Genomic DNA, 20,551 nt, shown 5'->3' with positions numbered 1-20,551 from the left:
CCGCCGGGCATGGCCCGGCGCCATCGCAGCTGCACCCGGTAGTGCCGGCCGCTGGCCGGCATCCAGGCATGGCCAGGTTGCCGGCCAGCGGCCGGCACTACCCGACGTCGGCCGCACCCAAGGTAGCGAACAGCCGGCTGGGTGTTTCGATGCCCGGCAGCTGGATGACCCCGCGCTCGTGCATGCCCAGGCCCAGCAGCACCTTCGCCGAGGCGACGTTGTCCAGATCGGTGATGCCGTAGAGATCCAGCAGGCCCAGCGCCGTGCGCGCGTGATTGAACACCGCCCGTGCCGCCTCGCTGGCATAGCCCTGTCCCACGTATGCGGACAGCACCGCGTAGCCGATATCCGGTGCCGGCAACCCCTCGCGGCGCACCAGCCCAGCGTTGCCCAGCCACGCACCATCGGACAGCCGCTCGATCGCATACATGCCGAAGCCATTCAACGCATAACTCTGCAGCACACGCAGGGCGATGTACTCGCGCGCCTGCGCTTCGTCGCGCACGTTGCGGTCACCAATGAATCGCACGAAGCCCGGATCGTTGAGCAGGGCCAGCATCGGTGCCGCATCGCGGTCCGGTTCAATGGCCCGCAGGCGCAGGCGTTCGGTTTCAATCGGGTGCACGGACAGGTCTCCAGCCAGAGACCCCGATTGTGCCTCAGCCCCCGGTTGTTGATTTTGATTTTCTTTGCATTGCCGTGGCAGGACGCGCCCGGAATCTGTCAGTGGCCGGTCGGGGTGGGTTCGCGGGGGTATCCGCGCCATGGATGGCGCGGCTAAGCCCCCAGGGACGGGTTCACGGCGTCCCCCGCGAACCCACCCCGACCGGCCACACCGCGTAGCCAACGCGCGCTCGACCACGGAGGGGCTGCGCCGTTCGTCGATCAGTCGAACAACGCCTCGATCGCCGCCAACCCCGCCGTCGCCCGCTCCTTCTTGCGCGCCGCATCCGCAACCGGATCAGCGCCATCGCGCTGGATCTCCTCGGCCGGGATCTCCTCGAAGAAGCGGCTCGGCTTCAGCCGCACATGCTCGCCGAACTTGCGGGTCAGCTTGCTGTAGCTCATCCACAGCTGGATCTTGGCGCGGGTGATGCCCACATACAGCAGGCGCCGCTCTTCCTGCAGATTGCCCTCGTCCAGACTGACCTGGTGCGGCAGCACGCCATCCTCGCAGCCGACGATGAACACGTAGGGGAATTCCAGGCCCTTGGATGCGTGCATGGTCATCATCCGCACCTGGTTGCCGCCCTCGTCCTTGTCACTGCGCGACAACAGCGCCAGCTGGCCGGCCAGATCGGCCGCGGTGGCACCACGCGGGCCACCCTCGAACCACTGCGCCAGTTCTTCGATGTTGTTGGCGCGACGCTGGTAACTGGCTTCTTCCTTGGCCTGCTGCCGCAGCTCGCTGAGCAGGCCCGATTCCTTGGCGACCTTGCGGATCATGTCGCCGGAGCTGATCTGCCGCGTCTGCGCGCGCAGGTCACGCAGGATGTCGGTGAAGCGCGCCAGGCTGTTGGCCGCGCGCGGTGGCAGCTGCTGCAGCGCGCCGATCGCCTCGGCGGCCTGCGCCATCGGCATGTCCTTTTCCGAGGCCAGTTCGGCCAGCTTGGCCAGGGTGCCGGCGCCGACCTCGCGCTTGGGCGACTGCACGGCACGCAGGAACGCGGTGTCGTCGTCCGGGTTCACCAGCAGCCGCAGCCAGGCCAGCGTGTCCTTCACTTCCTGGCGCTCCAGGAACATGGTGCCGCCGGTCAGGTGGTAGGGGATGCGCAGGAGCTGCATGGCCTTTTCCAGCGGACGCGACTGGAAGTTGCCGCGGAACAGGATGCAGAAATCGCTCCACGGCACGTTGCGCGTCTGCGCTACGAACGCGATCTCGGCGGCGACCTTCTCGGCCTCGTGTTCGCTGTTGCGGCACTCCCACACACGGATGCGCTCGCCGTCGGCCTGGTCGCTCCACAGCTTCTTCAGGTGTTCGTGCGGATTGTTGGCGATCAGCGCGTTGGCCGCGCGCAGCACGCGGTTGGAACACCGGTAGTTCTGCTCCAGCTTGATGATTTCCAGCGCCGGGTAATCGCGCCCCATCTGCTGCAGGTTTTCCGGGTTGGCACCGCGCCAGGCGTAGATCGACTGGTCGTCATCGCCCACGCAGGTGAAGTTGCCCTTGTCACCGGCCAGCTGCTTGAGCAGGCGGTACTGCGCATCGTTGGTGTCCTGGCATTCGTCGACCAGCAGGTAGCCGATGCGCTCGCGCCAGGCCAGCGCGATCTCCGGGTTCTCTTCCAGGATCTGCACCGGCAACCGGATCAGGTCGTCGAAGTCCACTGCGTTGAACGCGCTCAGGCGCAACTGGTAGCGCTCGTAGATGCCAGCCGCTTCCTTCTCGCGGTTGCTGCGCGCAGCGGCCATCGCCTGCTCCGGCGACAGGCCGGCGTTCTTGGCGCGCGACACCAGGTTCTTCATGTCCTCGATGTCGTCCGGCTTGGCGCCGTACATCAGGTCCTTGATCTGCGCGGCCGCGTCATCGGCATCGAAAATAGAGAAACCGCGCTTGAGCCCGACGGCGGCATGCTCGATCTGCAGGAACTTCAGGCCCAGCGCATGGAAGGTGCAGATGGTCACTTCATCGGCATCCTGCTCGCGCAGGCGCTTGGCCACGCGCTCGCGCATTTCCTTGGCCGACTTGTTGGTGAAGGTGATCGCGGCGATGCGCTTGGCCGGGTAGCGGCCACAGCCGATCAGGTGGGCGATCTTTTCCACGATCACGCGCGTCTTGCCGCTGCCGGCGCCGGCGAGCACCAGCAGCGGTCCTTCGATGTGGAGGACGGCGGCAGCTTGGGGGGGATTGAGACCGTGCATTGGGGTGCGATTGTAGCGGGCGTTGGTGGCGGCCACAGCCGCCGGCCGGTGGGCTTGCTGAACGGCTTCGGCCGGCGCCGGGTGGCGTCGTACAATCGGCCGATGGCCAAGCTCTATTTCTACTATTCGGCGATGAACGCCGGCAAGACCACCACCCTGCTGCAGAGCGCGCACAACTACCGCGAGCGCGGCATGCGCGTGGCGATCCTGACCCCGCGCCTGGACGACCGTGCCGGCGCGGGCGTGGTCGCCTCGCGGATCGGCCTGCGCGCCGACGGCATGGCCTTCGAACGCGACACCGACCTGCAGCAGTGGGTCAGCCAGGATCTGCAGGCCAACGGGCCGCTGGGCTGCGTGCTGGTGGACGAGGCGCAGTTCCTCAGCCGCAGCCAGGTCTGGCAGCTCAGCGAAGTGGTCGACCAGCTGCGCATCCCGGTGCTGTGCTACGGCCTGCGCACCGATTTCCGCGGCGAGCTGTTCGAGGGCAGCCAGTACCTGCTGGCCTGGGCCGACGAGATGCAGGAGATCAAGACGATCTGCCACAGCGGCAAGAAGGCGACCATGACCGTGCGCGTGGACGAACATGGCCATGCCGTGCAGGACGGCCCGCAGGTGGAGATCGGCGGCAACGAGCGCTACGTGTCGGTCAGCCGCGCCGAGTTCAAGAAGATCACCCGTGGCGAGGGGCGGATCGATCCGGCGCAGGCACCGCTGCCGCTGTAGGGCATGGCATCCAGCCGTTTACAAGTGGACGGCTACCTGCCTAGGCTGCGGCAACGTCTGCTGCCGAACTGGAAGTCCGCCATGCGTTCCGCCCTGCTGTTGATTCCCCTGTTGTTCCTGCCTGTACTTGCCGTCGCCTCCGGCCAGGGGCCCGCCGCTCCGCTGGATGATGCGGCACTGCTTGGCGCCGGATTCCTGGACGGGCATCCAGACATGAAGTTCCGGCAGTGGGGCATGGATGCGCTGCAACGCGGCGACGCCGAAGCGGCGATGGACAACTTCCGCAAGGCTGCCCGCTACGCCGACAAGCCTGCGCAGGGGCTGCTGGGCGAGATGTACTGGTACGGTGTCAAACGTGCTGCGGACCCGGTCATGGCCTTTGCGTGGATGGATGTCGCGGCCGAGCGCGGATACCCGTTGATGCTCGAGCTGCGCGACAAGTACTGGGCAGCACTGCCGTTGGAACAGCACGATATCGCACGAGCGCAGGCGCTGCGGCTGCGCGATGAGTACGGCGATGCAGCGGCTCGCCCACGCCTGGCCGCGGAGCTGCAGCGAGGCAAGCGTGCGATGACCGGGAGCCGGACCGGCTCACTGTCCAACAACGTCGACATCGTCTACATGGATGGAGGCGTGAGCCGAACCATCAAAGCCGACCGCCTCTACGATCCCACGTACTGGGATCCAGACCGCTATCAGCGCTGGCAGGACGAGAACTGGATGAAAATACGTCGCGGCACCGTGGAAGTCGGCCTGCCGACCCAGACGCCACCTCCAGCGGCAACCGAGGGCAAGCCATAACCCAAGGTGCCGGCAGCAAGCCGGCACCCTGCATCACTCAGTACAACGTGCGCTCCGGCGCACCAGCCGGCGGCGGGGTGTACTGGTACAGCCAGGTTTCGGTGAGGGTCTTGCCGCCACTGCGCAGGTACAGGCGGATGTCGATCTGCTCGCTGCTGCCCTCCGGCGGCACCAGGTCGAACATCGCGCGGTAACCCTTGATCTCGCGCAGCGGCCGCGCCGAGACGATCTCCACCCGGCCACGGCTGGTTTCGACAACGGCTTCGACGTCGGCCTTGTCGATCAGGCTGGCCAGTTCGCCGCCTTCGAAGTCGACCGCAAAGCGCCACGAGAAGTACTCGCGCTTCTTGCCGATCACCCCGCCCAGGCCGGTGCGGCTGGCAACGCAATGGGCCAGCGGCGTATGCGCCGGCGGTTGTGCGCCCCAGTACAGCCGGTAGCCGACCAGCAGTTCCTGGCCCGGCTGCGGCTTTTCCTTCGGGTTCCAGAAGGCCACGATGTTGTCGAAGGTTTCATCGACGGTGGGAATCTCCACCAGCTGCACCGAGCCCTCGCCCCAGTCGCCCTTCGGCTCCACCCACAGGCACGGACGCTTCTCGTAGAACACGCCGTCGTCCTGGTAATGGTCGAAGTTGCGGTCACGCTGCAGCAGGCCAAAGCCACGCGGGTTGCGGTCGACGAACATGTTGAAGCGCAGGTTGCGCGGGTTGACCAGCGGCCGCCAGATCCATTCACCAGCGCCGGTCCACAGCGACAGGCCGTCGGTATCGTGGATTTCCGGGCGCCAGTCCCATCCCATGCGGCGGTCGTTCTCGCCTACCTGGTACATGCTGGTGCACGGGGCGATGCCCAGCCGCTCGATGGTCTTGCGCGGGTACAACGCGCTGTCGATGTCCATCAGCAGCACGTCGCCGTTGGTGACGGCGAAGCGGTAGGCACCGGCCACGCTGGGCGAATCCAGCAGCGCATAGACGATGATGGTGTCCGAGTCGGCCGCAGGCTGTTCCAGGTAATAGGCGATGAAGTCGGGGAATTCCTCCGGCTTGCCCATGCCGGTGTCGATGGCCAGGCCACGCGCGGACTGGCCGTACTGGCCTTCCTTGCCCACTGCGCGGAAGTAGCTGGCACCCAGGAACGCGGCGAAATCGCGGTCGGTGTCCTTGCGCGTGTTCAGCCGGAACCCGGCAAAGCCGAGGTCGGCCGGCAGCTCACCATTCTTCAACCCGCTCTTGCCGTAGTTGAACGCGGCGCCGTCATAGGCCAGTTCCTGCGCCTTGCCGTCGACCACGTCGTACATGCGCACGGGCGAATGGAAGTACAGACCCAGGTGGAAGAACTTGGCCTGGAACTTACCCGGCTGGTCGGCCCACAGGGCGTGGTCCTGGCGATAGCCGATCGACTGGTACTGATCCCAGTCCAGCGCCTCCAGCTTGCCCGGCAGCACCCGCTTGTGGCTCTGGTAGGGCGCCTGTGCCAGCGCGCGCGCCTGGCCCTTCAGGGTGGCGAAATCGAACGGCTGCGGCTGGCCAAGCCGGCGCAGCCCAAGCTGGCCACTCTTGCTGGCCGCACAGGCCGGCAGTGACGGCAGGCCGAAGGCGGCCAGGGCCAGGGAGGCATTGCGGATGAAGTCGCGTCGTTGCATGCAGGCGCGGGAGCAAAGGGAAGGTCGGCCATCATAGGCAGACAAACGTTAACGGGCAGCGGTGGACTCGATACCCTGTTCAGCCTGCGCCAATGCCGCAAGGCGGGCATCAAGCTCGTGCAGGGCCGGTGCCTGCGGACCGCGCTGGGCCAGCAGCAGCTGTCGTGCCTCGGCCAGCACGGTGCGGGCCTGCGCGATCTGGCCGGCCTGCTGCAGGACCTGCCCCTGTGCCAGCAGCGCCTGCGGCAGCAGGGCGACGTGATCCGGTTGGCGCCAGATCGCCACCGCGCGGGCATAGTGCGCTGCCGCCGCCGAGGGGTCGCCGCTGGCGCTGGCCCATTTCCCCAGGGCGAACTCGCCGTAGCCGATCTCGCGATGGTCCGGGCCCAGGGCGCCGAGCAGCTGTGCCTGCACCTGCCGCAGTTCCTGGCCGGCCAGCGCGTGCTGGCCACGCTGCAGGGCCAGCAGCGCGCGTGCGCGGCGGACCACCAGTGCCTCCGGGTGGCGCGGTCCCCATGCCTCCTGTGCCGCCTGCCAGGCCAGCTCCAGCTCGGCCGCTGCCGCCTGCGTGTCGCCCTGCCGGGCCAGCACATCGCCCAGCTGGCGATGCAGGCTGATCACCTGCGGGCTGCTGGCGTCGGCGCGTTGGCCGAGCAGGGCCAGCGCCTGCCGGTACCCCGCCAGCGCGGCCGGCAGGCGTCCGGCGGTGGCGTCCAGGGCGGCCAGATCGGCCAGTGATTCAGCACGCCCGAAGCGCTCGACCATCCCCTGGTGGCGCAGCGCCAGCGCCTGCTGGAACGAACGTCGCGCCGCATCGGCGTCACCCAGTTGGGCCTGGCAACGCCCAAGCTGGCTGTGGAACTCGGCCACCGCCGCCGGCAATGCCGCCGCCTGGCTGGCCGCCAGCGGTTGCAGTGGCTGCAGGTGCGCCAGGCACTCGCGTCCGCGCCCGAGCATGCGCAGTGCACGCCCGCGCTGGGTAACCGCCTCGATCTGCAGCGCCGGCGGCACCTCGCCCACCTCCTGCAGCAGCCGGCGCTGCTGGTCCAGGGTCTGCAGCGCCAGCTGGTAGTCGCCCAGGCCGATGCGCAGGCGGCCGATTACCCCTTGCAGCTCGGCCAGCGCCAGCGGCTGATCAGCCAGTTCGGCTTCGCCCCGTTGCTGGCCGGTGGCCAGCAACTGCGGCACGTCGAAATGGCCGTGGCGCTGGCTGGCCGCCTTGTCGAACAGGCCAACAGTGAAATCCTGCATGGCCTGCGCACGCGCCATTTCCGCCCGCGCCTGGCGCAACTGCCACAGGGCGAAGGACGTGGTCCCCAGCAGGGCCAGCGCGGCCAGCCCGGCCAGCGCCACGCCCCAGCGATGGCGGCCCACGTACTTTCGCACCCGGTAACCCACGCCCGGCGGACGCGCCTGGATCGGCTGCCCCTGCAGGTAGCGGCGCAGGTCGCCGGCCAGTGCTTCGGCCGAGCTGTAGCGCTGCTGCGGGTCTTTCTGCAGGGCCTTTTCCAGCAGCACGTCCAGATCGCCACGCAGTCGCTTGGCCTGCCGCAGCAGCGCCCGTCTCGGTGCTCCCGGCTCGGCGGCCAGCCGTTGCAGCAGCGCCGAGGCACGCGGTGCCTGCACATCCAGGATCGAGCGCTCCCATTCCGCATCGCTGTGCCGGCGCAGGCGATAGGGCTTGTGCCCGGTGACCACCTCGAACAGCACCACGCCCAGCGAATAGACATCGGTCAGGGTCGTCACCGCCTCGCCACGCACCTGCTCCGGCGCGGCGTAGTGCAGGGTGAACGCGCGGATTTCGGTAGCCGGATGGGCCGCGTTCGGATCGTCGTGGTCGAGCAGCTTGGCGATGCCGAAGTCGAGCAGTTTCACCGTGCCATCGGCGCGTACCAGGATGTTGGAGGGCTTCAGGTCGCGGTGCACCACCAGGTTCGCATGCGCATGGCTGACCACCGCGCAGACCTGCAGCATCAGCTGCAGCCGCGTTTCCAGCGGCGGTTGCAGGCGCCGGCAGTAGTCGCTGATCGGCTCGCCTTCCACGTAATCCAGCGCCAGATAGGGCTGCCCGTGCTGGTCCACCCCGGCGTCCAGCAGTTGTGCCAGGTGCGGGTGCTGCAGGCGGGCCAGGATCTGCCGCTCGCGGCCGAAGCGCTGGCGCAGGCCCGGATCGGCGACGCCACTGCGCAGCAGCTTCAGCGCGACCTGGCGCTGGTACAGGCCATCGCAGCGCTCGGCCAGCCAGACCTCGCCCATGCCGCCTTCGCCGAGCGGATGCAGCAGCCGATACGGCCCGACCTCGCTTCCGGCGCGGCCTGGCGGTGTAGCGGTCCACAAGGGCTGGGCCATGAACTCGTGGCTGTCGGCTTCCTGCTGCAGCAGGCGTTCCAGTTCGCGGCCCAGCGTCGGGTCCTGCGCGCTCACGCGCTGCAGGCGCAGCTGGCGGGCGGCGGGTGCCAGCTCCAGCAGCTGGTCCAGCCAGGACGACAATTGCTGCCAGCGGGCGGTATCCATGGTGTGGGTGGCGGCGACTCAGTCGCTGCGCATCGCGGCCAGCAGGAACAGCCGCGCTTTCTGCCAGTCGCGGCGGATGCTGCGCTCCGATCGCTGGCTCAGTTCGGCGATCTCCAGTTCGGACAAGCCGGCGAAGTAGCGCAGCTCCACCACCTTGGCCAGGTGCGCATCGACGGCCTGCAGGCGTTCCAATGCAACATCGAGGGCCAGCAGATCCTCGTCCAGGCGCACGCCGCTGCTGCTGTTCTCGGGAATCTCGGCCACCCGCTTGAGGTCGCCACCGCGCTTGCGCGCCAGCCGGTTGCGCGCGTAATCGACGACCACGCTGCGCATCGCCGACGCCGCATAGGCGAAGAAGTGCGCACGGTCCTCGAAGCGCGCCGCACCGCGGCTGCCCAGCAGTTTCAGGTAGGACTCGTGGACCAGCGAGGTCGCATCCAGGGTGCGTCCCTGCTGCCCGGCCAGCTGCCGCCGGGCCATGCTGTGCAGTTCCTGGTACAGGGTGGTCAGCACACGGTCGAGCGCGGCGCGGTCGCCACCGCGCGCAGCATCCAGCCATACGGTGATATCCGGGCCTTCGTCCATCGCCAACGCTCCCCCGCAGCGGATGTCGGCTGGACTATAGCGCTGCACGTGTGCAGCGCATGAAGACGTTCAGCGCTGGCAGCGGCTGCACCACACGCTTGCCCGCTGGCCGATCATGGCGTGCTTGAGCGGGCGGCCGCAGCCGGGGCACGGCAGGCCATCGCGGCCATAGACCAGCAGCTCCTGCTCGAAGTAGCCCGGCGCGCCGTCGGGGCTGATGAAATCGCGCAGGGTGGTGCCACCGCGGGTGATGGCGTAGTCCAGCGTTTCCTTCACTGCCGTGGCCAGCCGCCGATAGCGCTCGCGGGTGACCTTGCCGGCCTCGCGCAGCGGGCTTATCCCCGCCTTGTACAGGCTCTCGGCGGCGTAGATGTTGCCCACCCCGACCACCACCGCCTGGTCCATCAGGAAGGTCTTCACCGGCGCGCTGCGGCCGCGGCTGCGGGCAAACAGGTAGTCGCCGTCGAAGGCGTCGTCCAGCGGCTCCGGGCCCAGCCCCTGCAGCAGCGGATGGATCTCGCCGGCCGGCTGCCAGAGCAGGCTGCCGAAGCGGCGCGGGTCGTTGAAGCGCAGCAGGCATCCGTTGTCCAGGCTGATGTCCACATGGTCGTGCGCGCGCAACGGGGTGTCGCCGGGCAGCACGCGCAGGCTGCCGGACATGCCCAGGTGCAGCACGGCGCTGCCGATGGCGGTATCCAGCAGCAGGTACTTGGCGCGGCGGCGCACCTCTTCGATGCGCTGGCCGGGCAGCAGCTCGGCCACTTCCGGTGGAATCGGCCAACGCAGGTCGGCACGGCGCAGGATCACCCCGTGCACGCGGCGGCCCTGCAGGTGTGGCGCCAGGCCACGGCGGGTGGTTTCTACTTCGGGTAGTTCGGGCATGGGACGATTCTATGCCCGCTCAGCGCGGCGGTGCAGCCAGTTCCCGTGCATCCAGGAATCCGTCACCGTTGGCGTCCTGCTTGTGGAAGCGCTGCACGATCACCTGCCGCTGCTGTTCGCGGGTGATGACCCTGCCCTTGCCGCCGGGCAGTTCGTCGGCGGTCAGCACGCCATCGCCGTTGCGGTCCATGCGATCGAAGGCATACAGCATCCACTGCAGGTACTCGCCTTCACTGACCTTGCCGTCGCCATCGCTGTCCATGCGCTGCAGGTAGCTGGCAGTGTCGCTGACCTGGGCCTGCACGGCAGGTGCGCACACGGCGGCCAGCAGCAATGCCGTCAGCGCAGCCCTCATCCGCCCACCAGGGTGTAGCCCTTCAGTCGCGCGGCATAGGCCTGCAGCGCGGCGATGCCGCTTTCCTCGGCCTCGCGGCACCAGGCCTGCAGTTGACGCAGGCGCTCGGCGGCATCGTGGCCGCGTGCTTCCAGCAGCGTTGCCAGGCGCGCGCGATATTCCACCAGGGTGCGGATGCGCGGGCGCTGGGCGACCCATTCGCTGAGCTGGGCGCGGCTGTCCGGCTTCAACCAGCGGCCGTCGTTGACCAGGCCACGGCGCAGCCGGCGCGGCAGCAACCGGCGCAGCTTTGCACCCGCGTATCGCGCTTCTTCGCGCAATGCCGGCATGAACACGTTGCGCTGGTAGTCGGTCATCGCCTGGAAGCGATGCGACAGCAGTGCCTTCAGGGTATCGGCGTCGGGCACGGCGATGTTCGGGCGCACGTCCATGGCCGGCGCGACACGCAGGACCTTGGCCAGGCGCAATGCCTGCAGCAGGCGGATCGCACTCCAGCCGATGTCGAATTCCCAGCGCCGCATCGCAAATCGCGCCGAGCTGGGGAACGCATGGTGGTTGTTGTGCAGTTCCTCGCCACCAATCCAGAACGCCCACGGCGTCAGGTTGGTGGAGGTGTCGGCCGACTCGTAGTTGCGATAGCCCCACCAGTGGCCCAGGCCATTGACCACCCCGGCGGCCCAGAACGGGATCCACGCCATCTGGATCGCCCACAGGGCGACGCCCGGCAGGCCGAACAGCACCGTGTTGATGGCAAACAGCAGCACCGGGCCGAGGGTTGCATACGGGGTGTACAGGCGGCGCTCGATCGCGTCGTCCGGAGTGCCGCGACCGTACTGTTCGATGTCCTCACGCATGCCGCGTGCTTCGCGGTACAGCTCCACGCCGCGCCAGAACACCTGGCCGATGCCACGGGTAACGGGGCTGTGCGGGTCGTCCTCGGTTTCCACCTTGGCGTGGTGCTTGCGATGGATCGCCACCCACTCCTTGGTGATCATCGAGGTGGTCAGCCAGGTCCAGAAGCGGAAGAAGTGCGCGACCACCGGGTGGAAGTCCACGCCCCGGTGCGCCTGGCTGCGGTGCAGGTAGAGCGTGACCGAGAAGATCGTGAGCTGGGTGAAGACCAGCAGCACCAGGGCCAGCTGCCACCAGCCCAGGCCCAGTACGCCACCGGTCAGCAGGGACATCAGGGCATCAGGCATGGCGACTCTCCAGAGCGACACAGGTATGGAAGACATCATGGGCGTTTGCGTTGCAAACTGCACCTTGCACCGCTGGATTGGCAGCGCCATTCCGTGGCTTCGTTCACAGTTGGGGACCCGTGTTGTCGACCCTTGATCCGCGCATCCGCGCCGTAGACCCCGCCCCATCCGCCGGGGACCTGCCGCCCTTGATCGAACTGGACCGCGCCAGCGTGATGCGCGGCCAGGTGAAGGTCCTGCACGGGCTGAGCCTGCGCATCGCGCAGGGCCAGCACACCGCCCTGCTCGGCCCCAATGGCTGTGGCAAGTCCACCTTCATCAAGCTGATCACCCGCGAGCTGTACCCGCTGGCGCAGGCCGACGGCACGGTGGCGGTGAAGGTGCTGGGGCAGAACCGCTGGCAGGTCGACCGGCTGCGTTCCCAACTTGGCATCGTCACTGGCGATCTCAGCAGCAACCTGGCTGACATGCCGGGGCTGACGGTGGAGCAGGCGGTGCTGTCGGGGTTCTTCGCCAGCTACATGGTGCCGGCCTTCCGCGAGGTCACCGCCGATATGCGCTCGCGGGTGGGCGAGACCCTGGCGATGACCGGTGCGTCGGGCCTGCGTGAGCGTGCCTACGCCGAACTGTCGGCCGGCGAGACCCGCCGCGTGCTGATCGCCCGCGCGCTGGTCAACCGGCCGCAGGCGCTGCTGCTGGATGAACCCTCCACCGGGCTGGACCTGGTAGCCCGCCAGCAGTTGATCGCCACCATGCGCGTGCTTGCGCAGCAGGGCATCACCCTGGTGCTGGTCACCCACCACATCGAGGAAGTGATTCCCGAGATCGAGCGCGTGGTGCTGCTGCGCGACGGCCGCGTGGTGGCCGATGGAGCGCGCGCCGAGCTGCTGCGCGACGAACCGCTGTCGGCCGTGTTCGGCGGCGCGATCACGGTGGTGGAACAGGAAGGACGGCTGACCGCGTACGCGGGGTGACACCGCGTCTGTGGCGGGCCGGACGTCCGGCCCGCCACGCCCTGCTTCAGAACCGCAACGCCAGCGCGCGCGACTCGATCGGTGCCATCCGGCTCTGGTCCTGCAGCTGCAGGTCGCGCAGTTCATAGGGCGCACCGAAGCCGGCAGGCAACGCGGCCTGGTCGAAGGGCAGTACCAGCGCGCCGCGGCCCGGGCCATCGAACCACGCTGCGGCATGCGCCTGCGCCACCGGCTGCAACTGGCCGTTGGCTGCGGTGGCATACAGGGTGCCGCGCGCCTCGTAGCGGCCAGCGGCGGCCACCTGCAACGGCAGACTGACCTGGCGGCTGGAGGGATCGGGCATGGCCTGGCCGACGAAGCGGGCAGTCGGCCTGGCCACCGCGAAGGCGACCTTGCCATCGCGCAGCACGCCGTCGGCCTGGGCGAACACCTGCAGTTCCCACAGGCCCTGCGTGTTGCTGGCCTCGGCCGGAATCCTCACCTGGGCACGCAGGCTGCCATCGGTGGTGCGCAGCAACCGCTGCGGCCAGCTGCGGCCATCGGGTGCGACCAGCAGCGCTTCACCGCCGAGGCTGTCACGCCGTGTGCGCAACGCCGCCGCGCTGGCACCATCTTCCAGCAGACGCGCCTGCAGCTGCACGTTGCCTCCGGCCAGCACCTGCGTCTGGCTGGCCTGCACTTCCAACCGCAGCGGGCTGTTGGGCTCCAGCACCTGCACCACATAGCGGCCCTGCGCCTGCGCACTCTGCAGGCGGTAAACACCGGCCGCGCTGGTGGTACCGGTGCGCAGCATGCTGCTGCCATCACCGACCGGCATGCCCGCATCCTGCAGCTGGCGTGTGTCCACACTGCGCGCGATGCTGCTGCGCCCCGCCGGATCACGTACCTGCAGCGAGCTGGCCGGCAGCGCGCGGGCGCCCGGCGCCGGGCTGAGCTGGATCACCGCATCCGGTGCGCTCAGGGGCAGCTCCAGGCCGCGCTGCAGTTCGGCAGCGTCGACCTGCTGCCAGTAGCTGCGGCTGATGGCGGCCTGGGGACCGGGAGCCTGCAGGGGTTGCGCCGGGTCCAGCGCCCAGGCGAAGGCCAGCGGCGCGTGCTCGCTTTCATCGGCCGGCAGCGGCGCGGCAACCAGGCCGGCGGGAATCTGGTCGCCAGCGGCAACACGCAGCGGCTGCGCGGCCTGCGCCGATGCAGTGGAAAGGACCGCCAGCACGGCGGCAGCCAGCAAGGTGGAATGGATCGTCATGGTCATCTCCCTCACTGGGTCAGGTCGTTGCGCAGGATGCCGCCGAGGCCGAAGCACTCACGGCGGCTCTGGTTGTGGCTGAGCGGCTCGGCGCCCTGGGTGCGCGCCTTGTCGGTGAACCACAGCGTGCCGGCCGCCTTCTGGCTGCTGCACTCCAGGAAACCGTCCGAGCACGACGACAGCCAGTTCTGGGTGAACTCCAGGCCGACATTGGCGGAGTAGCCGCCGCAGTAGCTGTTGCTGTCCCACACCGCCGATTCGACATCGCTGCCGACCACTGCGCGGAACGGCTTGGGCAGGGCCGGACGGCCGGCGGTGCCGTACAGGTTCTGCGCGTTGTAGGTGGCCATGTGTCCCACCTGCTGCATGCGCACGGCATCGTTCTTGTAGCCCAGCAGCCAGCCCAGCGAGGTCTCGAAGGTGTTGCCGTTGAGCACGGCGTCGGCCAGCGGCGTACCTGCCGAGGAGGGCGCCAGCGCAGTGACCTTGCGCAGCCGGTTGATGATCTTCGGGTAGCGGCTGTCGTAGGTGGGGTTGGACAGGATCCAGCGCATCACGTTGCCGCCGTTGGAATGGGTGATCACCACCAGCTGGGTGATGCCCCGGCTGTCGATGAAGCCGGTGAGCTGGTTGGCCAGGCAGCCGGCCGCTTCCGGCTTCCACATGTACTGGGTGAAGTCGCAGTTGATGACCACGTAGTTGCTGCTGTTCGGCAGGCCCTGGCGGACGGTGTCGATGATCGCCGGCTGCCAGTAGTCCTGCGTGGCATTGGTCTGCGCGCCGGTGCCGTGCACGAAGGCGACGCCGTACACATCGGCGGCCTGCGCCGGTACGGTCGACACCCCAAGGAGCAGGGCCAGAACGGTACTTCCTGTTGCGGTGCTGCGCATCGCGTCTCTCCCTTTCAGCGGATCCCCCCGGCCCGGCTGTGACCTGATGCTCATGGCGGCAGCGCGTGAAAGTCCGTGCGCTGCGCCCGGATTCAGCAGATTGCCGACAATTGATGACCGTTTTCATCCAGTGCAGCGGGACCATGCCGGGTCTGGCCGTATGACCGATGGACGCTGCGGCCGGCAATCGAGGCTGCGATCATGGCCGGCGAGTTCCCTGCCCGAGTCTGCCCATGTCGTCGATCCTCCCCCCTGCCCGGCCGCTGCTGGGCCTGGCCATCGCGTTGTCGCTGGCCGGCTGTGCCGCCACCACCACCAGCAAACCGACCGCCGTCGAAGCCAATGTCACCACCAAGGCCGTGGGCTACCTGGACAAGACCGCAGTGCCGGCCAGCATCGATCTGGTGCCGGCACCACCGGCCGCCGGCTCGGCGGCCTTTGCGCTGGACGAGCAGGTCAGCCGTGAAGCACGTGCGCTGCGCGGCAGCCCGCGTTTCGCCCAGGCCGGCGTCGATGCCGAACTCGGCTTTCCGGAAGGTGCCAACCATTTTTCCTGTGCCGCCGACATCGACGTGGATGCAGTGAAGACCCCGGCCCTGTACCGCCTGCTGGAGCGCAGCCGCATCGACGCCAGTGCTGCCACCAAGGCCGCCAAGAACACGTACCAGCGCCCCCGTCCGTTCATGGTCAACGGCGAGCCGACCTGCTCGCCGAAGGATGAGGAGGGGCTGCGCAGCAACGGCTCCTACCCGTCCGGCCATACCTCGATCGGCTGGGCATGGGCATTGATCCTGTCGGAGATCGCACCGGACCGCGCCGATGCCATCCAGGCGCGCGGCCGCAACTACGGCGAGAGCCGCCTGGTGTGCAACGTGCACTGGCAGAGCGACATCCTCGAAGGCCGCTTCATGGGCGCCGCCGCCGTGGCCCGCCTGCATGACAACGCGGCGTTCAACAGCGACCTGCTTGCCGCGCGCAGGGAGATCGCTGCTGCGCGCAAGGCCGGCCTGCATTCCAGCCGCGACTGCGCCACCGAGAACGCCGTGCTGAAGGTGCGCCCGCAGAGCGCCTTGTAATCCATCGCCGCTGCGCTCGCCGGGCATGGCCCGGCGCTACCGGGCGCGACGCATGGGTAGCGCCGGGCCCGGCGGACGCGAAAAACAGAACGGCCGGCATTGCGCCGGCCCTTCGTCATTGCATTACTGCTGCAACCGCATCAGAACTTCGCGGTGAACTCCACACCCCAGGTACGCGGCTCGTTGAGGAAGCCGGTCAGGTTGTTGAAGTCGATCGCGCCGACCACGCGGGTCTGGTTGGTCAGGTTGCGGCCGAACACGGCCACGTCGTACTGGCCGTAATCCCAGTTGTAGCCCAGGCGCAGGCCACCTTCCAGCGAACTGCGGCCGCGGAATTCCGGCGACTCGTAGATGAAGAAGTTGACCGCACTGCGGTAGGCCCAGTCGGTGTAGGCATACAGCTCGCTGCCATCGCTGAGCGGGAAGCCCACGCGCAGGGTCGCGTTGTGGATCCACTTCGGTGCCTGCGGCAGCGGATTGCCGTTGACCAGCGCATAGGTGCCGCCATTGATGACCGTGGTCGGGTCGGTGATGGTGCAGCCGCCGCCACAGACCGCCACCGCCAGGTTCTTGTCCTTGATCTCGGTGTCGTTGTAGCTGCTGCCGAAGGTCAGCAGCACGTTGTCGGCCAGGTAGGCTTCCAGGTCCAGCTCCACGCCCTGGCCGATGGTCTTGTCGGCGTTGAGCAGGGTGGCGGTGTTGTTGGTGCCACCGACGGCAATCAGCTGCTGGCCGTCCACGTCATAGCGGAACACGCTGAAGCCCAGGCGCGCACGACGTTCGAACAGGTCGGCCTTGATGCCGGCTTCGTACGAAATCACCTTCTCCGAATCGGCCTGCGACAGGCCCGGTGCGAACGCCAGGCGACCCTGGATCGACGGTGCGCGGAAGCCCTTGGCCACGCGTGCATAGGCATTGACGTTGTCGGTCAGCTTGTACACGCCGCTGACATCCCAGCTGACGTCGTTGACGTCGGTGTTGGCCAGGTACGGACCGCTGACCGGGGTGCCGAACGGCACGGCCTGCAGCACACTGGCGCTGAAGTCCTTCTTGTCCTGCGTATAGCGCACGCCGGCACGCAGCTTGAAGCGGTCGGTAACATCGAAGTCGCCCGAGGCGAACACCGCCCACGCCTTGTTGCGCTGCTGCTGCACGACGTGGCCGGTCTGCGGGTTGCCCGGGGTCAGCGAGTCGTAGTTGAAGTTGTTGATGGTGACGTCTTCATCGAAGTAGAAGACGCCGGCCTGCCAATCGAAGCGGCCCCATTCGTTGGATTCCACGCGGAATTCCTGGGTCCACTGGCGGTGGTGCGGCAGGCCGTCGGCCGACTCGGACGAGAACGGAATCAGGCCCGGGCCGGAGTTGCCTGCGCCGAGGAACGCGGCGCCGTAGCCACCGTCGATGTCGCCGCGGTTGAGCGATTCGGCGGTCTCATAGCCGGTGATCGAATGCAGGGTCACCGAACCGAGGTTCCACTGCAGGCGCGCGCTGCCGCCCCAGGTTTCCAGGTCGGAGAAATTGACGCCGTCGTTGGCGACCTTGTCGCGGTCGAAGTTCTCGACCAGCGCGTTGCCGCCCTTCTCGATGATGTTGGCGCGGAACAGGCGCGCGGTGCCGTTGAGCTTGCGCTTGTGCAGGTTGAACAGCGCTTCGAAGTCATCGCCTTCGTACAGGAACTGCACGCGGCCGGCGGCTTCGTCATAGCCTTCAAAACCACTGTTGGGCGCACCGGCACGGGTGTTGTCGACCCAGTCGTCACGACGCTGGTAGATGGCCGACACGCGTGCGGACCAGCGGTCGGTCAGCGGGCCGCCGTAGGCGCCCTGCACGTTCCAGCTGTTGTAGCTGCCATAGCCCACGCGCACGTAGCCATCGGCATCCTGCGACGGCCGCGCCGAATCGAACTTGACCACGCCAGCCGGGGTGTTGCGCCCGAACAGGGTGCCCTGCGGGCCGCGCAGCACTTCCACGCCGGCCAGGTCGAACAGCGGGAAGCCCTTCAGCAGCGGGCTTTCCTGCACCACATCGTCGTACACCAGCGAGACCGGCTGCGATGCATTGAGGTCGAAATCGGTATTGCCCAGGCCGCGGATGTAGAAGCGCGGGAAGGCACGGCCGTAGGACGACTCGATGTTGAGGCTCGGCACGCGCGCAGCAAGGAAGCGGATGTCATCGCCCGCCGAACCGAGCACATCGAGCTTTTCGCCCTGGATCGCGCTGATCGCAACCGGCACGTCCTTGGCGTTCTCGACACGACGCTGTGCAGTCACCTGCAGCGCATCGAGGGCGACCGGATCCTTGGCGGCGGGGGTTTCCTGGGCGGCTGCTACCAGCGGCAGCAGGGCGGAAAGAGCGACAACGAGCGGGCGCGCGACCGGAGAGCGGCCACGGGAAGTACGGGTCGGAGACATGGCGGTAGGCTGTGTTTGGAGGGGTGGTAAAACGGCGCTACCAGATAATTGTTGCAATACAGCACCTCCCTCGCAAATGCCGATCGTTCATGGCCGCCTCGCGCGCCGCCGGACGCTGCCGCTAGACTCGGGGTTTTCCCCCGCAACGGACCTGCTGCGATGACCCAGTGGTACTTCCATGCTCCCGGCCAGGCCGACCGTGTCGGTCCGTTCGACGAGGAGGCCGCGCGCCGCTTCGCCCAGGCCAATCCGCGCGCGCTGGCCTGGTGCCAGGGCATGACAGGGTGGACACCGGTGTCCGAAATCGCCGCGATGCAGCAGGCCGGCACCGGCACCGCGCCTCCGCCGCCGATGCCTGCAGTCACCCCTGCAGCCGCAGCAGCGTCAACCGGTGGCCGCGCCGACCGCATCGACTTCCGCATCGTCGGCCATGAAATGCAGTTCGTGGAAATCGAGCTGGATCCCGGCGAAGGTGCGGTGGCCGAGGCCGGCGCGCTGATGTTCAAGGATGCCTCGGTGCAGATGGACACCGTCTTCGGCGGCGGCGCGCGCAGTGGCCAGAGTGGCGGTTTCATGGACAAGGTGATGGCGGCCGGCAAGCGCGTGCTGACCGGTGAAAGCCTGTTTGCCACCGTCTACACGCAGACCGGCCAGGGCCGCGGCAAGGTCGCTTTCGCCGCGCCCTATCCCGGCACCGTGCTGGCGATGAAGCTGGACCAGCACGGCGGGCGCCTGATCTGCCAGAAGGACAGCTTCCTGGCCGGCGCGCGCGGCGTGCAGATCGGCGTGCAGTTCCAGCGCAAGATCATGACCGGCCTGTTCGGCGGCGAGGGCTTCATCATGCAGAAGCTTGAAGGCGATGGCTGGGTGTTCATCCATGCCGGCGGCTGCGTGGTCGAGCGTGAGCTGGCCGCCGGCGAACGCCTGGACGTCGATACCGGCTGCATCGTCGCCTACCACCCGACCGTGGACATGGACGTGCGCCGGGTCAAAGGCATCCGAAGCGTGCTGTTCGGTGGCGAGGGCGTGTTCCTGGCCACCCTGACCGGGCCAGGCAAGGTCTGGCTGCAGTCGCTGCCGTTCTCGCGCCTGGCCGGCCGCATGTGGATGGCCGCGCCGCAGGGCGGCGGCAAGAGCCGCGGCGAGAGTTCGCTGCTGGGCTGATCGGGCCGGCAGTACGGCTGGTAGTGCCGGCCGCTGGCCGGCAACCCCGGCAACCCATGCGTCCCAGCGATTGCCGGCCAGCGGCCGGCACTACCCAGTCGGCGGCAGGCGATTTCATGAATGGGGAGCCGGCCCACCCTGCCCGGCCTGCCACGCCTTCGGTATGCTGGCGCCCTTTCCTGAATCCGGCGCCGCGAGCGCACTGCCGATGAGCCTGTTCCGCCCCCGCGTGCTGCTGTCCGTCGCCCTGCTCGGCCTGCTGGCCGGTTGCGGTGGTGAAGAGGTCCGCCCCACCCCGCCCGCGCAGCCCACCGTGGTTCCGCAGGCCAAGCCGGTGAAGATCGGCATCGCGCTCGGCGGCGGCGCGGCCAAGGGCTTTGCGCACATCGGCGTGATCAAGATGCTCGAGGCCAACGGCTTCGAACCGGTGGTGGTGTCCGGCACCAGTGCCGGCAGCGTGGTCGGCGCGCTGTATGCCAGCGGCATGGACGCCTTCCAGATGCAGAGCAAGGCGGTGGCGCTGGATGAAGCCAGCATCCGCGACGTACGCCTGTTCTCCGGTGGCCTGGTGCAGGGCCAGAAGCTGCAGGACTACGTCAACGAACAGGTGGCCAACCGCCCGGCCGAGCGCCTGAAGAAGCCGTTCGCCGCCGTCGCCACCCAGCTGGAAACCGGCGAGCGTTCGATCTTCGTGCGCGGCAACGTCGGCCAGGCGGTGCGTGCTTCCAGCAGCATCCCCGGCGTGTTCGAGCCGGTGAAGATCGGTGGCCGCAACTACATCGACGGCGGCGTGGTCAGCCCGGTGCCGGTGGATGCCGCACGACAGCTCGGTGCCGAGTTCGTGATCGCCGTGGACATCTCCAGCAAGGCCAGCGGCAAGGCACCGACCGGCATGCTCGGCATCGTCAACCAGTCCATCTCGATCATGGGCCAGCGCCTGGGCGAGCAGGAACTGGCGCGCGCCGACATCGTGATCCGGCCGAAGGTGCTGGACATCGGTGCTGCCGATTTCAGCCAGCGTGGCACGGCCATCCTGGAAGGCGAGAAGGCCGCGATGGCGGCGATGCCGCAGATCCGCGCCAAGATCCAGCAGCTGCAGAAGGCCCGCGCCGCCGCATTGGCACCGGCACCGGTGGCTGCGCCCAAGTGCGACGAGCCTTCGCGCCTGGGCAAGCTGATGGGCCGCAAGGAAAAGTGCTGACGCGCGGCGCTTGAACGGCCGCCGCG

Annotated in this window: 17 protein-coding genes; 6 read left to right on the top strand and 11 right to left on the bottom strand. The window is 68.2% G+C overall.

Annotated elements, in window-relative coordinates; translation table 11 throughout:
* Positions 1–97: 97 nt before the first annotated feature.
* Positions 98–625 (bottom strand): GNAT family N-acetyltransferase, encoded by a 528-nt coding sequence (locus tag CLM74_RS00335; RefSeq protein ID WP_105163204.1) that lies wholly within the window; start codon positions 623–625, stop codon positions 98–100.
* Positions 626–885: 260 nt separating this feature from the next.
* Positions 886–2,862 carry a UvrD-helicase domain-containing protein gene (locus CLM74_RS00330; RefSeq protein WP_025875440.1) on the bottom strand — a complete coding sequence of 659 codons (1,977 nt, stop codon included), beginning with the start codon at positions 2,860–2,862 and terminating at the stop codon, positions 886–888.
* 102 nt (positions 2,863–2,964) lie between these two features.
* On the opposite strand from CLM74_RS00330, the gene CLM74_RS00325 reads away from it, so the two are divergent.
* Together CLM74_RS00325 and CLM74_RS00320 are read left to right on the top strand one after the other, a co-directional pair.
* A complete protein-coding gene (locus CLM74_RS00325) occupies positions 2,965–3,585 on the top strand; it encodes a thymidine kinase (protein ID WP_025875442.1) in 621 nt (206 codons plus the stop codon).
* A gap of 3 nt (positions 3,586–3,588) precedes the next feature.
* Positions 3,589–4,386, top strand: a complete 798-nt coding sequence (locus CLM74_RS00320) for a sel1 repeat family protein (protein WP_234003405.1) — start codon at positions 3,589–3,591, stop codon at positions 4,384–4,386.
* A gap of 37 nt (positions 4,387–4,423) precedes the next feature.
* On the opposite strand, the gene CLM74_RS00315 is transcribed toward CLM74_RS00320, so the two are convergent.
* The 6 genes from CLM74_RS00315 to CLM74_RS00290 form a co-directional block, all read right to left on the bottom strand.
* Positions 4,424–6,028, bottom strand: coding sequence for a glucan biosynthesis protein D (locus tag CLM74_RS00315; protein WP_025875446.1), 1,605 nt, complete (start codon positions 6,026–6,028; stop codon positions 4,424–4,426).
* 48 nt (positions 6,029–6,076) lie between these two features.
* On the bottom strand, positions 6,077–8,542 hold the full coding sequence (locus CLM74_RS00310; RefSeq protein WP_105163203.1) for a serine/threonine-protein kinase: 2,466 nt from the start codon (positions 8,540–8,542) through the stop codon (positions 6,077–6,079).
* An 18-nt stretch (positions 8,543–8,560) separates the two neighbouring features.
* Positions 8,561–9,127: an ECF-type sigma factor gene (locus tag CLM74_RS00305; RefSeq protein ID WP_025875449.1), complete on the bottom strand. Its 567-nt coding sequence runs from the start codon at positions 9,125–9,127 to the stop codon at positions 8,561–8,563.
* Positions 9,128–9,196: 69 nt separating this feature from the next.
* Positions 9,197–10,009, bottom strand: a complete 813-nt coding sequence (gene mutM / locus CLM74_RS00300; RefSeq protein ID WP_105163202.1) for a bifunctional DNA-formamidopyrimidine glycosylase/DNA-(apurinic or apyrimidinic site) lyase — start codon at positions 10,007–10,009, stop codon at positions 9,197–9,199.
* 19 nt (positions 10,010–10,028) lie between these two features.
* Entirely contained in the window at positions 10,029–10,364 is a 336-nt protein-coding gene (locus tag CLM74_RS00295) for a hypothetical protein (protein WP_105163201.1), read from the bottom strand.
* Positions 10,361–11,563: a fatty acid desaturase gene (locus CLM74_RS00290; protein WP_025875457.1), complete on the bottom strand. Its 1,203-nt coding sequence runs from the start codon at positions 11,561–11,563 to the stop codon at positions 10,361–10,363. Before CLM74_RS00290 ends, CLM74_RS00295 begins: the two co-directional genes overlap by 4 nt.
* Before the next feature lie 215 nt (positions 11,564–11,778).
* Here CLM74_RS00290 and CLM74_RS00285 point away from each other — a divergent pair, with 215 nt between their 5' ends.
* Complete coding sequence (locus CLM74_RS00285) at positions 11,779–12,537, top strand: ATP-binding cassette domain-containing protein (protein WP_234003488.1); 759 nt, start codon at positions 11,779–11,781, stop codon at positions 12,535–12,537.
* 46 nt (positions 12,538–12,583) lie between these two features.
* On the opposite strand, the gene CLM74_RS00280 is transcribed toward CLM74_RS00285, so the two are convergent.
* The gene (locus tag CLM74_RS00280; RefSeq protein ID WP_105164909.1) at positions 12,584–13,783 is read right to left on the bottom strand and encodes a DUF4785 domain-containing protein; all 1,200 of its coding nucleotides are present in this window, start codon (positions 13,781–13,783) and stop codon (positions 12,584–12,586) included.
* Between the two features lie 11 nt (positions 13,784–13,794).
* Positions 13,795–14,673: a hypothetical protein gene (locus tag CLM74_RS00275; RefSeq protein WP_025875463.1), complete on the bottom strand. Its 879-nt coding sequence runs from the start codon at positions 14,671–14,673 to the stop codon at positions 13,795–13,797.
* Between the two features lie 233 nt (positions 14,674–14,906).
* On the opposite strand from CLM74_RS00275, the gene CLM74_RS00270 reads away from it, so the two are divergent.
* Entirely contained in the window at positions 14,907–15,749 is an 843-nt protein-coding gene (locus CLM74_RS00270; RefSeq protein WP_025875465.1) for a phosphatase PAP2 family protein, read from the top strand.
* Between the two features lie 140 nt (positions 15,750–15,889).
* Here CLM74_RS00270 and CLM74_RS00265 read toward each other — a convergent pair whose 3' ends face one another.
* On the bottom strand, positions 15,890–18,160 hold the full coding sequence (locus CLM74_RS00265) for a TonB-dependent receptor (RefSeq protein ID WP_032978438.1): 2,271 nt from the start codon (positions 18,158–18,160) through the stop codon (positions 15,890–15,892).
* A gap of 159 nt (positions 18,161–18,319) precedes the next feature.
* On the opposite strand from CLM74_RS00265, the gene CLM74_RS00260 reads away from it, so the two are divergent.
* Both CLM74_RS00260 and CLM74_RS00255 read left to right on the top strand, forming a co-directional pair.
* Positions 18,320–19,324 carry a TIGR00266 family protein gene (locus CLM74_RS00260; protein ID WP_105163200.1) on the top strand — a complete coding sequence of 335 codons (1,005 nt, stop codon included), beginning with the start codon at positions 18,320–18,322 and terminating at the stop codon, positions 19,322–19,324.
* A 208-nt stretch (positions 19,325–19,532) separates the two neighbouring features.
* The gene (locus CLM74_RS00255) at positions 19,533–20,525 is read left to right on the top strand and encodes a patatin-like phospholipase family protein (RefSeq protein WP_025875469.1); all 993 of its coding nucleotides are present in this window, start codon (positions 19,533–19,535) and stop codon (positions 20,523–20,525) included.
* The last annotated feature ends 26 nt before the right edge of the window (positions 20,526–20,551 follow it).

This window comes from Stenotrophomonas sp. MYb57 (assembly GCF_002966815.1).
In the GTDB taxonomy this organism is placed as follows: Bacteria; Pseudomonadota; Gammaproteobacteria; order Xanthomonadales; family Xanthomonadaceae; genus Stenotrophomonas; species Stenotrophomonas indicatrix.
The sequence above is the reverse complement of the archived record's forward strand: the minus strand, read 5'-3'. Positions and strand labels throughout refer to the sequence as shown.

Coding starts and splice junctions, on each gene's coding strand:
- mutM (WP_105163202.1), bottom strand. CDS start 10,009: ATGCCCGAACTACCCGAAGTAGAAACCACCCGCCGTGGCCTGGCGCCA.
- CLM74_RS00265 (WP_032978438.1), bottom strand. CDS start 18,160: ATGTCTCCGACCCGTACTTCCCGTGGCCGCTCTCCGGTCGCGCGCCCG.
- CLM74_RS00255 (WP_025875469.1), top strand. CDS start 19,533: ATGAGCCTGTTCCGCCCCCGCGTGCTGCTGTCCGTCGCCCTGCTCGGC.
- CLM74_RS00315 (WP_025875446.1), bottom strand. CDS start 6,028: ATGCAACGACGCGACTTCATCCGCAATGCCTCCCTGGCCCTGGCCGCC.
- CLM74_RS00285 (WP_234003488.1), top strand. CDS start 11,779: ATGCGCGGCCAGGTGAAGGTCCTGCACGGGCTGAGCCTGCGCATCGCG.
- CLM74_RS00325 (WP_025875442.1), top strand. CDS start 2,965: ATGGCCAAGCTCTATTTCTACTATTCGGCGATGAACGCCGGCAAGACC.
- CLM74_RS00260 (WP_105163200.1), top strand. CDS start 18,320: ATGACCCAGTGGTACTTCCATGCTCCCGGCCAGGCCGACCGTGTCGGT.
- CLM74_RS00280 (WP_105164909.1), bottom strand. CDS start 13,783: ATGACGATCCATTCCACCTTGCTGGCTGCCGCCGTGCTGGCGGTCCTT.
- CLM74_RS00275 (WP_025875463.1), bottom strand. CDS start 14,673: ATGCGCAGCACCGCAACAGGAAGTACCGTTCTGGCCCTGCTCCTTGGG.
- CLM74_RS00330 (WP_025875440.1), bottom strand. CDS start 2,862: ATGCACGGTCTCAATCCCCCCCAAGCTGCCGCCGTCCTCCACATCGAA.
- CLM74_RS00270 (WP_025875465.1), top strand. CDS start 14,907: ATGTCGTCGATCCTCCCCCCTGCCCGGCCGCTGCTGGGCCTGGCCATC.
- CLM74_RS00310 (WP_105163203.1), bottom strand. CDS start 8,542: ATGGATACCGCCCGCTGGCAGCAATTGTCGTCCTGGCTGGACCAGCTG.
- CLM74_RS00290 (WP_025875457.1), bottom strand. CDS start 11,563: ATGCCTGATGCCCTGATGTCCCTGCTGACCGGTGGCGTACTGGGCCTG.
- CLM74_RS00305 (WP_025875449.1), bottom strand. CDS start 9,127: ATGGACGAAGGCCCGGATATCACCGTATGGCTGGATGCTGCGCGCGGT.
- CLM74_RS00295 (WP_105163201.1), bottom strand. CDS start 10,364: ATGAGGGCTGCGCTGACGGCATTGCTGCTGGCCGCCGTGTGCGCACCT.
- CLM74_RS00320 (WP_234003405.1), top strand. CDS start 3,589: ATGGCATCCAGCCGTTTACAAGTGGACGGCTACCTGCCTAGGCTGCGG.